Below are 11,318 nucleotides of genomic sequence, written 5' to 3' on the forward strand. Positions count from 1 at the left end.
CCCGCCATGCGCCCGCTTTCCCTCATTCCGCTGCTGGCGGTCGCCCTGGCCGGCGCTGGTTGCAGCAGCCATGACACCCGCCCGCTGCCGCAGCCGCCGAAGGTGGACGTGCCGCGCTTCATGGGCGACTGGTATGTCATCGCGCACATTCCGTCCTGGCCCGAGCGCGAGGCCTTCGATGCGGTGGAAAGCTACGCCCTGCGCAGCGATGGCCGCATCCAGACCACCTTCACCTACCGCAAGGGCAGCTTCCAGGCGCCGCAGACATCGATGCACCCGATCGGCCGCGTACAGGATCACGGCAATGGTGCGGTCTGGGGCATGCAGTTCATCTGGCCGATCCAGGCCGAGTACATCATCGCCTGGCTCGACGAGGGCTACACCCAGACCATCGTGGCCCGCAGCAAGCGCGATTACGTGTGGTATATGGCGCGCACGCCGCAGGTGAGCGATGCCGACTACCAGCAGGCAGTGGCGCGCATCGCGGCGATGGGCTACGACACCCGCACCCTGCGCCGGGTGCCGCAATCGGTGCGTTCGGAGTGATGCGGGTGGCGTTGCATCAGGTGCGCATGCCTCGATGAGCGCGGCTCCCGGCAGCGAGCAGGCACGCTCGTGGAGCACGCAGCGTCCGCGTGGCGTCGTGCCCGTCTTCCGGGCTGAGACCCCACATGAATGGGCCCGGGCGCGGCGTCTAGCCGGGCCCGGCCTGCCTCCTCTATAGTCAGCCGGGCACGACAGGCACGGTGCCTGTCCGGCAACTACAGGGAGCAGGTCATGGGTCTGGTACAAGCGGTGAAGGGTGCAGTCGGCGGTGTACTGGCCGACCAGTGGAAGGACTTCTACACCGTGCCGACCGGTCTGCCATCGACGGCGGCGCTGTTTGCAGCGGTGCCGCGCGGCACCAATGCCGGGCGCGGCTCCAACACCAGCGGCTCGTCCAACGTCATCAGCAACGGCTCGAAGATCGTGGTGCCCGAAGGCTACGGCCTGCTGCTGTTCCAGGACGGCGCGATCACCGCCTTCGTCGCCGAACCCGGCGGCTACGAGTGGCGCTCGGATGATCTGAATTCGCAGTCGATCTTCGCCGGTGACGGCCTGGTCAGCACCTTCATCAAGCAGAGCTGGGAACGCTTCAAGTTCGGCGGCCAGCCGGGCTCGCAGCAGGCAGCGTATTTCGTCTCGCTGAAGGAGCTTCCGGACAACCGTTTCGGCACCCAGTCGGAAATCTACTGGGATGATGGCTTCCTCAATACCCAGGTGGGTGCAGTCACCCGCGGTTCGTACACGCTGAAGATCATCGACCCGATCCTGTTCGTGAAGAACTTCGTGCCGGCCAGCTATCTGCAGCCGGGCCAGGTGTTCGACTTTACCGATCTGGACAACGCCGCCGCCAGCCAGCTGTTCAATGAAGTGGTGGGTTCGCTGGCGCCGGCCTTCAGCCTGTATACCAACGATCCGGGCAAGGGCAACCGCATCACCAAGCTGCAGCAGGATTCGCTGGGCTTCGCGCAGAGCCTGTCGGCCGCCGTCGAACAGGGTTACCAGTGGAAGTCCGATCGCGGCCTGGCCATCGTCAAGACCGCCATCGTTTCCATCGAGTACGACGCCAACACCCGTGAACTGCTGAAGACCGTGCAGCGCGCCGATGCGCTGTCCGGTTCGCGCGGCAACTCGAACCTGCAGGCCAGCGTTGCCCAGGGCATCCAGTCCGCCGGCGAGACCGGAGGTGCGGCCGGCCTGGTCGGCGTGGGCATGGCCTCGGGCATGTTCGGCGCCGGCAGCCTGCAGCAACCGGCCACGCCGGCCGCACCGGCCGCTGACGATCCGGTGGCCAAGCTGAAGAAGGCCAAGGAAATGCTGGACCTGGGCCTGATCACCCAGAGCGACTACGACGCGCTGAAAGCCAAGGCGCTGGGGCTGTAACACGACGCAGGACGCGCATCGACCATGTCCGATCCACGAAACACGCCCCCGCCGCTGCCGCAACCGGCATCCACGCTGCCACCGCCCTTGCCGGCGGCGGCGCTGGATGGCCCGGGGTCGCCGCAGGATGTCCCGCCCCTGCCCGGCAGCTTTCCGCTGGACACCGCGCAGCTGCCCGACGCGATCCGCAAGGAGGTCGAGGCCCCGGACCCGCTCGCCATCGATACTTCGGCGGCCGAGCTGAAGGATGGCCTGAACCGCTGCCCGAAGTGCGGCGCCACCGACATCCGGCCCAGGCTGGGTACCGACATCCTGGTCTGCCTGTATTGCCGCCACCAATGGCATGGCGCACGGGTGGAGGAGGAATTCGGCCTCGGCGAAGCCATCGGCCAGCTGCGCGGCACGGTCATCGCCTCCGGTGCGCGCGACATCGATGCCGATACCTCGGCGTTGATGACGTTCAAGTGCACCGGCTGCGGCGCCGAGGTCACGGTCAACACCGAAAGCACGATGACCGCACGCTGCCACTGGTGCCGTCACGTATTCGGTGTCAACGAACAGGTTGCCAACGGTGCGGTGCCCGATGCGGTGCTGCCGTTCCATATCGGCAAGGATGATGCGGTCGCGCGCATTCGCCAGTTCGTCGACAAGCGCCGCCTGTTCGCGCTGAAGGCGTTCAAGGACCAGTTCACCCCGGAAAACGTGGTGGGCGTGTACCTGCCCTACATGATCGTCGACGGCAGTGTCAGCGCTGCCGTGGCCGGCAAGGGCGAGATCAAGACCCGCGAGTACACCCGCGGCAGCGAGAAGAACAAGCAGACCTACTACGACGCCGACGTCTACCAGGTGGAACGCCAGGTGGACTTCACCGTCGACGATCTGCCGCTGGAGTCGTCCGCCGAACGCGGCAATCTCGACACGCGTGCCAACACCAACAACATCATCAATACCATCCTGCCGTTCGACACCAAGAACGCGGTGAAGTGGAATGCGTCCTACCTGGCAGGCTTCACCTCGGAGAAGCGCAACCTGGACGTGGACGCACTGCGCCCGCGCCTGGAGGACCAGCTGCTGTCGATCGCACGCGCGCAGGTGGAAGGCACCGTGCGCCGCTACGATCGCGGCGTGCGCTGGGAGCAGGAACAGCTGGAGGTCCATGGCACCCGCTGGGTCTCGATGTACCTGCCGGTCTGGCTGTACTCATACCACCAGCCGGGCAGGAACGGCGGCATGCTGCATTACATCGCGGTCAATGGCCGCACCGGCGAAACCATGGGCAGCGTGCCCGTGCAACAGTGGAAGATGCTGCTGGCGGCGCTGACCGCCGGCACGATCATCGAAGCCCTCGCAATTGCCTTCCTGGTGGCCAGCACATGAGTGACGACAGTGGTCTCTGGTTGTTGGCGGCAGGCCCCGCCGGCGCGACAGCGCTGTACTGGGCGCTGTACCGCTTCTACCGCAACACCGACAAATCGCATGCGTTCGAGCACGAGACCGAGATCGAGGCGCAGCCGGTGACCGGCTCGGATCATCGCGTGGACAGCATCAGTGGAACGCAGGAAAAGCGGATCCGCGGTGACAACGTGTACGACTATCGAAAACGGGTCGCGCGGGTGAAGCGCGGCCCCTAGCGGCCGCCCCACCGCCCGTCGCGCCGGCCGCTGGCCGGCACGACGGGCTGCGCAAGCGCGCCAGGCTTCAGCCGGCCTGCCCGAGCCGTACCTTCAGCTGCTGGATGTCCTGCTCGGACACGCCGATCGCTTTCAGGTAGCCCTCGGCGCCGCCGTACTGGCTGTGCAGCGCGGCCAGGAACTGCTCCATGTTGTCCGGCGCGGTTCCGGACATGCCGGCCATCTTGCGGCCGATCTCCGGGTTCTGCTTGATCAGCGCCAGGATCTGTGCGTTCATCGCACTGTCCTTCGGCTGCCCCTCCAGATAGTGCGCGGAGATCGCGTAGTTGTGCACGATCTCGGCCCTGGGCACTCCGGCCAGGTCCAGCAGCAGGCCGGCGATGATGCCGGTACGATCCTTGCCCGCCGTGCAATGGAACAGCACCGCCCCCTCCTGCTGCGCGGCGATGCGCTGGAACACCTGCCTGAACTGCGGCTGGCTGTGGCCCAGCCACTGCACGTAGGCTTCGCCGAGCGAATCGGGGAAGCTGGTCATCATCTTCTGCAGGTCCATCTTTTCGGTGCCCATCAGCGAGATGCGCTGGTAATCGAAACGATCATCGCGGGCCAGCAGGTCCGGCGACTGGGCTTCCTCATCGGCGGTGCGCAGGTCGATATCCAGCTTCACGCCGGCGGCGGCCAGCGCATCGCGGTCGGCGTCGGTCAGCCGGCCAAGGTCGGCAGTACGCACGAACGCGTCGGCCGGAATCGGGCCATGGCGTCCCTGCAGGCCGGCGAAGGTGCGGACGTTCCATGCGCCCTGCAACGGGATCACGCGCTGCGCGTCGGAGGCGACGGGCTTCACGTTGGCCGCAGCGGTCGGCTGCGCGGCAATGGCCTGCGGCGCGTCGGCCGCCACGGCGGTGGCGACCAGCGGCAGGCTGAGCATCAGCGCCAGGGCGAGTTCGGTAGAGCGGGTCTTCATGCAGGTCTCCATTCGGATCAGAAGTTGACGGCCACATCCAGGCCGAAGGTACGGGGATCGTTGAAAATGCCGGTCTGGCCCAGCGCCGGGCTGTTGAGCTTGTAGAACAGGTGCTGCTCGTCCAGCAGGTTGCGCGCCCACAGCGAGAACGACATCGTGGTGCCGGTGCTGTTGACCGGCACGTCGACCAGCGCCACCCGCGCGTTCACCACGAACGAACTGTCGGTCAGCATCTGGTCGTACTCGCTGGTGTAGTAGCCATCGGACCAGTTGCCGTCCACATGGAACTTGAGCGCGGAGAAGTTGGCGAACGGCACCAGGTAGTCCACCGCCAGGCTGCCGGCATTCTTCGGTGCCAGCAGCGGCTGCACGGTCACCTGCACGCCGGCGCCGAACGGGTCGGTTGCCGTCTGCGCGTCGATCCTGGTGTAGGCGTAGTTGAGACCGAGCGTGAGGTTGTCCACCGGCATCACATTGAATTCCAGCTCGGCGCCGCGCGATGTGCCGTCACTCAATGCGTTGGTGGTGACCATGGTGGTGCGGGTTTCACCGCTGTTCGGGTCGAACGGCAGCGAGAAGTCCATCTGCTTGTGCGCGATGGTCGAGTCGAACACGGCCAGGTTCAGGCGTGCACGGTTGTCCCAGAACTGCGACTTGAAGCCCAGCTCGTAGGCGGTCACTTCTTCCGGACCGAACGCGGTGTAGTTGGTCGAACGCGAATTGGCACCGCCGGCCTTGAAGCCGGTGCTGTACCTGGCATAGACCATGGCGTGTTCGCCGAGGTCATAGGCGATGTTCACCATCGGGTCGAAGCGGCTCCAACGGTCCTTGAAGGCAAGGTTGGTGGCCGCACCATTGACGATGTACAGGCTGCCCTTCTTGTCGTCGCGGGTATAGCGGCCGCCTGCGGTCAGGTGCAGCCGTTGCAGCGCCTCCGGCGTCCACGTGGCCTGGCCGAACACACCCAGGCTGTCGGTCCAGGCCTTGCTGGCCCGGTCAATGCGCACGCGGGAAAGATCCAGCGGATTGGTCGCCGGGTTCACCGTGTAGCTGTTGCCACCCGGCCCCCAGACCAGCATGTTCGGCGTCTGCGCATTGTCGCCGGCGGTCTCGTGGTAATAGAACGCGCCGCCAAGGAACTGCACCTGCGAGGTGTTGCCGATCAGCTGGAACTCCTGGCTGTACTGGTGCTGGTACACCTGGGCCAGGCTGTAGCGGCCGAACGGCGTACCGGCGCCACCATAGGCCGAAATCGCATCGACCAGGCCCATGTCGAACTGGCCCTGGGTCAGTTCGCGGTAGGAACTGATCGACTTCAGCTCCAGGTTCTCGTTCAGCGTCCACGATACGTTCAACAGATGGCCGCTGGTGCGCCCGATGTTGTCCTCCTGCGGGCCGCCGAGGATGGCGCTGTCGCGGCGGTCAAGGCTCGCTCCGGCCTGCTGCAGTGGACTCAGGTAGGCCCCCGGCACCAGCACCTGGGTGTGGTAGGGCGTGGTGGCGTCGTAGGAGCGGTCGAACGCGTACAGCAGCGAGACATCATCGCTGGGCTGCCACAGCGCACTCAGCCGCGCGCCGCGCTTGTCATAGCTGTTGAAGTCACGCTCGCCGCGCATCGGGTTGTCGGTGGTGCCGTCACGCCTGGCCTGCACGGCGTCGATCTTGAAGCTGACATCGCCGACCTTGGGCAGGTCCAGGTGCAGCGCGCTGTTGTAGCCGCTGAAGTTGGACACCCCCGCGCTGACGCTGCCGCCAAACTCGCCGGTCGGCGCCTTGGTCACGATGCTCACCGCGCCGCCTTCGGTATTGCGGCCGAACAGCGTGCCCTGCGGGCCCTTCAGCACCTCGATGCGCTCCACGTCGTAGAGCATGCTGCCCAGGCCCTGTGCGCGGCCCATGAACACGCCATCGACATAGATGCCGACACCGGCATCGCGCGCCGGCTGGTTGGCATCGCCCGAGGCACCGATACCACGGATGCCGATGTTCAGCGCCGAACTGCGGGTGGCGAACGGGGTGACCCGCAGTGAAGGAATGGAGCCATCGGACAGGCTGCCCAGCGAGATCGCCGAGCGGTCCTTGAGCGCTTCGGCATCCGCCACCGACACCGAGATCGGCGTCTCCTGCAGGTTGGTGGCGCGCTTCTGCGCGGTCACGACCACCTGGTCGAGGGCCACCACCGTGCGCGCGGCATCGGCAGAGGGTGCGCCGGCGCCGGCAGGCGCGTCTTCGGCGTGGGCCAGCCCCGGCAACGCGGCGGCAATGGCAAGGGACAGCAGCGGACGGTGCAACGTGGAAGGGCGCATCGATCTCGTTCACGGAAGGAGGAGGCCGGCGCAGTCTGGGCGGCGCGAATTACAAATGAATGACCGTTCATTCACACCTTTTGTGACGTACTATCCCGCCTCTGGATGCCACGACCTCACGCAATGACGCCGAAGACCGCTCTCCCCTCGCCTGCCGATACACCGCTTGCCGCCCATGCCGAAGCACAGCGCCGCCGCATCCTGGATGCCGCGCAGACCTGCTTCATCCAGCGTGGTTTCCACGCCGGGTCGATCGCCGACATCGCGGCCGAGGCGGAGATCAGCCAAGGGCTGATGTACCGGTATTTCGCCAACAAACGCGCCCTGATCCTGGCCCTGATCGAGCGCCAGCTGCGCCACGACCAGGCCTCGATCAGCGAGATGCCGGCGGCGGCCGATCTGGCCGACGGCCTGCTCGCCTGCTACCAGCAATGGGCCCGCGGCGAGGTGCTGCCGATCCATGGCAATGCCATCGCCAGCGTGGCGTTGTACGCGGAAATCAACGCCGAAGCGCATCGTGACCCGGCGTTGGCCGAGGTGCTTCGGACCCATGACAGGCAGATCAGCGCGGCCATCCACGCCTGGTTGCGCGCGCATGACCAGGCACGGGGCCGGATCATCGACGAAGCCGCCATCGCCGGCCGCACCCTGCTGTTGCGGGTGCTGGTGGAAGGCCTGGCCATGCGCGCGGTGCGCGACCCGGATCTGGCCCCGGCGCTGGTGCGCGGCATGCTGGTCGATGCGATCGCCAGGGTGATGCCCGACTGATCCGGGTCCGGCATGCCCATCGCCGCCGGATCATCACACGGCCTAGCGTCCCGGCGGCTCTATGCTCCGCCCCGCACGCGAACCGGCGTGCCGGCCCCAGGAGCCTGCCATGATCGCCCTTGCCCGCACCTGCCTGTCTGTCCTGTGCTGCCTCGCCCTGCCCGCGCTGGCCCAGGACGCCTCCGTCCAGATTGACCAGCAGAGCAGCAGCCAGTCGACCCTCGCCACGCAGACCACCGACACCCGCTGGACCACCTCCGGATCCGTTGGCACCGGATCGGATGCGTCCAGCCAGGACAGCACGACGTCCGCCAACGTCGGATCGATCACCACCCAGACCCGTAGCAGCGGCAGTTCGCAGTCCGAGTCACGCGAACGCAGCACCGACGTTGGCATCGATCTGGGCGGTGCTGACCGCCACGATGACGATTGGGGCAGCGACCGCAGGCGCGGCACCGTGCGCGAAGGCGATCTGTTCGGCAGCTGGACGCTGGGCCAGGAGAGCGGCAACAGCTGCACCATCCAGCTGAAGGACAGCACCTGGTTCGGTGGCTACGGCGCCTGGGTGCCGGCGGGGTGCCCGGATGGCTTCTTCTCGGCCAATCGCTGGCTGCTGTCGGGCAACCAGCTGCTGCTCACCGATACCGACAACACCGTGCTCGGGCGCTTCCACCCGAGTGGCGGCGGGCGCTGGACGGGGCGGCGTGAGTCCGATGGCGCGCGGTTGTATCTGAATCCGCAGGGGCGTTGACCGCCCAGGCCGCCGATGGGCCCGGTGACGGAAGGCCGCCACCGGGGCACCCGCTAGCCGGCGATGACAGCGAGGCGCTCGTTCACTGCATCGGCGTACTGCTCGATCTGCTCGGGTGTGGAGAAGTACAGGAACGCGTGCGCTCCGTGAATGATGTTGGCATTCCATTGCCGGACCTTGGCTGCGCCGACAACCTCGGTCCGCAGCGACGCCGCCCCCTGCCCGATGTGATCGATCCCCATCGCCAGTGTCGGCGTCAGTGGCATGAATCTGCTGATGTCGCGCACGCTCTTCAGCGGATGCACCCACTGCACCGCAGGATTGTCCGAGTTGATCAGCCGCTCATCGCCGGTGTCGTAGAGCGTGATCTGGAACCCCTCGGCAATGATGTCCGATGCCATCGCCTGCGCATCGGCGACCAGGCGTATCTTGAAATAGTCTTCCGACTGCGTTTCGCTCAGAACAACACCGTCGTAGGTGAGCCCCCTGATCCGGTCCATCACCCGCCTGCGCATCAGGGGAGTACGGAGATGCTGCATGCAATGGAGCTTCACCAGCGACTCGAGCGTTTTCGCGGAAAGCGGGCCGCGACAGGACTCACGGATCTCCTTCAGCGCCTCGCCGGTGGCCGTCTCCCATCGGTCATACTGGCCCTCGATGAAGCGCTTGTTGCGCTGCATCGGCTCCGCTTCGGCAGCGCTTGAAAGTTCCTCCAGATAGCGTGCGTACACCGCGCCTGCACCGTCCTGCTTGACGATATCGGAAAAGGTGTACATGACCAGCTGGATGACCACCGGATCCGGATGGAAGGAATAGAAATAGTTCTCGCCGCCCGTGTTCTTCGCGGACGAGGTATTCACCTGGTTCCTGTGCAGATCGTAGCTCCGCACCTGGCCGGAGACTTCCCAGCTTCTCAGGTAGGCACTGTGAACGTAGTGATTGTATTTGTGGTTGCTCACGGACAGGCAGATCCTTCCATGGGCGGTCAAGAAACATCCCTGCGTGGCGCGCAATGACCGGAAATGTCACGCCACCGGGACATCATGGCCCGGATGATGAGCGCTCCGCCACCTCAGCCGTTGCCATGGCTACCCCCACCGGTTCGCGCCTGGTCATCTACGCCGCACTCGCCGGCAACCTGGCCATTGCCATCGCCAAGTTCGTCGCCGCCGGCCTGTCCGGCAGCTCGGCCATGCTCAGCGAGGGCGTGCATTCGCTGGTCGATACCATCAACGAGCTGTTGTTGCTGTATGGCCTGCACCGCGCCGGGAAAGCACCCGACACGCTGCATCCCTTCGGCTATGGGCGTGAGCTGTACTTCTGGAGCTTCATCGTCGCGCTGCTGGTGTTCGCTGCCGGCGCCGGCGTGTCGGCGTACGAGGGCATCCAGCACATCCGCCACCCCGAACCGGCCAGCAACCACGTCATCAGTTACAGCGTGCTCGGCCTCTCGATGCTGTTCGAAGGTGCGTCCTGGTGGGTGGCACTGCGCGAGTTCCGGCGCAGCAAGGGCACGTTGGGCTACTTCGAAGCATTCCGCCGCAGCAAGGACCCTGCCACTTTCACCGTGCTGCTGGAAGACAGCGCTGCCCTGCTCGGCCTCGGTTTTGCCCTGCTCGGACTGCTGGCCGCACAACTGCTGGACATGCCGGTGCTGGATGGCGTGGCCTCGCTGTTCATCGCTGCGGTACTGGCGGTCACCGCCTTCCTGCTGGCGCGCGAGACCAAGGGGCTGCTGGTGGGTGAACCGGCCCACCCGGCCGTCGCGCAGCGGATCATGACCGTTGCCGCCACCGATCCGGACCTGCGTCGCGCCAATGGTGTCACGACCCTGCAGATGGGGCCCGCGCAGGTGGTGGCCATGCTCAGCGGTGAGTTCGAGGACGACCGCCGGACGCCGCAGATCGAAGCGTGCATCACCCGCATCGAGACCGCCGTCAAGAATGAATTCCCGGAACTGGTCGCGCTGTTCATCAAGCCGCAGACGCCAGAAGTGTTCGCTGCGCGGCAGGCGGCCCTCGCCCGCCGCTCCCCGCGCGGACCAGGCCACGAAGGCGAAGGCTTCACCTGAGGCGGGAGACACTGCGGGCATGACATCGCCTGCCGCACCCACCGGTTCTCCTCCGGCACGCCGCGCCCGCCCGGTGACGCTGCGATGGCTGCCGGCCGCCTGGACGCCGCTGCCCCGCCACTTCTACCAGCGCCCGCCCACCGCCGTCGCACCGCAGCTGCTCAACAAGCTGCTGGTCCGTGACGATGGCCGCGCTGCACGCATTGTCGAGGTCGAGGCGTATGCGGGCAGCGAGGATCCAGCCGCGCACTCCTACCGTGGCATGACCGCGCGCAATGCCAGCATGTTCGGCGAGGCCGGCCATCTGTACGTGTATTTCAGCTACGGCATGCACTGGGCCGGCAATGTCGTCTGCGGCAACGCAGGTGAAGGCGTTGCCGTGCTGCTGCGTGCCGCCGAACCGGTTGCGGGGCTGGCGCTGATGCGTTCCCTGCGTGCGGCCGCCCGCCACGATCATGACCTCGCCAGCGGCCCCGGCAAGCTGGCGCAGGCGTTCGGCCTGGATCGGCGGCATGACGGTGCCGACCTGGTGGACGGCAGCCACGGCCTGGTGATCGCCGACGACGGCATGGCGCCACCGGACGACCCGGTGGTGGGGCCGCGCATCGGCATCTCCCGCGCGGTGGATTTTCCTTGGCGCTGGCACGTCCGCGATCACCGTCACGTCTCTGTCCGCCGCAGGAAACGCCCATGACCCCGCTCGACAAACCCGTGCGCCGCGCCGTGACCATCGACGGCCAGGAATACACACTCACCATCGACCCGGACGGCCTGAAACTGGTCGAAAAGGGGCGCCGCAACGGGCTGCAGCTGCGCTGGAGCGAGCTGGTCTCGGGGGACGCCGCGCTGGCCACCGCCCTGCAGGCGTCGCTGCAGCAGCGTTGACGCCGGGCTCACCGTT

12 protein-coding genes are annotated in these 11,318 nt (G+C 66.5%); 9 read left to right on the forward strand and 3 right to left on the reverse strand.

Translation table 11 applies throughout. The features are described from left to right. The first annotated feature begins 6 nt into the window (after window positions 1-6). From Q5Z10_RS11790 to Q5Z10_RS11805, 4 genes are all read left to right on the forward strand, one after another. Window positions 7-546: a lipocalin family protein gene (locus Q5Z10_RS11790; protein WP_303635619.1), complete on the forward strand. Its 540-nt coding sequence runs from the start codon at window positions 7-9 to the stop codon at window positions 544-546. Window positions 547-777: 231 nt separating this feature from the next. Further along, window positions 778-1,926, forward strand: a complete 1,149-nt coding sequence (locus Q5Z10_RS11795; RefSeq protein ID WP_303635620.1) for an SPFH domain-containing protein — start codon at window positions 778-780, stop codon at window positions 1,924-1,926. Window positions 1,927-1,950: 24 nt separating this feature from the next. After that, the gene (locus Q5Z10_RS11800; RefSeq protein ID WP_303635621.1) at window positions 1,951-3,303 is read left to right on the forward strand and encodes a TFIIB-type zinc ribbon-containing protein; all 1,353 of its coding nucleotides are present in this window, start codon (window positions 1,951-1,953) and stop codon (window positions 3,301-3,303) included. Continuing rightward, window positions 3,300-3,557 (forward strand): hypothetical protein, encoded by a 258-nt coding sequence (locus Q5Z10_RS11805; protein ID WP_303635622.1) that lies wholly within the window; start codon window positions 3,300-3,302, stop codon window positions 3,555-3,557. The genes Q5Z10_RS11800 and Q5Z10_RS11805 overlap by 4 nt, the downstream gene beginning before the upstream one ends. Window positions 3,558-3,624: 67 nt before the next feature. Here the strand turns inward: Q5Z10_RS11805 and Q5Z10_RS11810 are convergent, their stop codons facing one another. Together Q5Z10_RS11810 and Q5Z10_RS11815 are read right to left on the reverse strand one after the other, a co-directional pair. Then, the gene (locus Q5Z10_RS11810; protein WP_303635623.1) at window positions 3,625-4,521 is read right to left on the reverse strand and encodes a tyrosine-protein phosphatase; all 897 of its coding nucleotides are present in this window, start codon (window positions 4,519-4,521) and stop codon (window positions 3,625-3,627) included. A 17-nt stretch (window positions 4,522-4,538) separates the two neighbouring features. After that, window positions 4,539-6,827 (reverse strand): TonB-dependent receptor, encoded by a 2,289-nt coding sequence (locus tag Q5Z10_RS11815; protein WP_303635624.1) that lies wholly within the window; start codon window positions 6,825-6,827, stop codon window positions 4,539-4,541. A gap of 123 nt (window positions 6,828-6,950) precedes the next feature. Between Q5Z10_RS11815 and Q5Z10_RS11820 the strand changes: the two genes are divergently transcribed. Then, window positions 6,951-7,595 (forward strand): TetR/AcrR family transcriptional regulator, encoded by a 645-nt coding sequence (locus Q5Z10_RS11820; RefSeq protein ID WP_303635625.1) that lies wholly within the window; start codon window positions 6,951-6,953, stop codon window positions 7,593-7,595. Between the two features lie 109 nt (window positions 7,596-7,704). Continuing rightward, window positions 7,705-8,346 (forward strand): AprI/Inh family metalloprotease inhibitor, encoded by a 642-nt coding sequence (locus tag Q5Z10_RS11825; protein ID WP_303635626.1) that lies wholly within the window; start codon window positions 7,705-7,707, stop codon window positions 8,344-8,346. A 53-nt stretch (window positions 8,347-8,399) separates the two neighbouring features. Here the strand turns inward: Q5Z10_RS11825 and Q5Z10_RS11830 are convergent, their stop codons facing one another. Continuing rightward, the gene (locus Q5Z10_RS11830) at window positions 8,400-9,305 is read right to left on the reverse strand and encodes a DUF4238 domain-containing protein (protein ID WP_303635627.1); all 906 of its coding nucleotides are present in this window, start codon (window positions 9,303-9,305) and stop codon (window positions 8,400-8,402) included. A 125-nt stretch (window positions 9,306-9,430) separates the two neighbouring features. Here Q5Z10_RS11830 and Q5Z10_RS11835 point away from each other — a divergent pair, with 125 nt between their 5' ends. The 3 genes from Q5Z10_RS11835 to Q5Z10_RS11845 are packed head-to-tail and all read left to right on the forward strand — an operon-like array spanning window position 9,431 to window position 11,302. Continuing rightward, complete coding sequence (locus Q5Z10_RS11835; RefSeq protein ID WP_303635628.1) at window positions 9,431-10,417, forward strand: cation diffusion facilitator family transporter; 987 nt, start codon at window positions 9,431-9,433, stop codon at window positions 10,415-10,417. 19 nt (window positions 10,418-10,436) lie between these two features. After that, on the forward strand, window positions 10,437-11,111 hold the full coding sequence (locus Q5Z10_RS11840) for a DNA-3-methyladenine glycosylase (RefSeq protein ID WP_303635629.1): 675 nt from the start codon (window positions 10,437-10,439) through the stop codon (window positions 11,109-11,111). Then, window positions 11,108-11,302 (forward strand): hypothetical protein, encoded by a 195-nt coding sequence (locus Q5Z10_RS11845; RefSeq protein WP_303635630.1) that lies wholly within the window; start codon window positions 11,108-11,110, stop codon window positions 11,300-11,302. Before Q5Z10_RS11840 ends, Q5Z10_RS11845 begins: the two co-directional genes overlap by 4 nt. Window positions 11,303-11,318: the final 16 nt, after the last annotated feature.

Origin of the sequence: Stenotrophomonas sp. 704A1, from assembly GCF_030549525.1 — a bacterium.
Lineage (GTDB): Bacteria > Pseudomonadota > Gammaproteobacteria > Xanthomonadales > Xanthomonadaceae > Stenotrophomonas > Stenotrophomonas tuberculopleuritidis.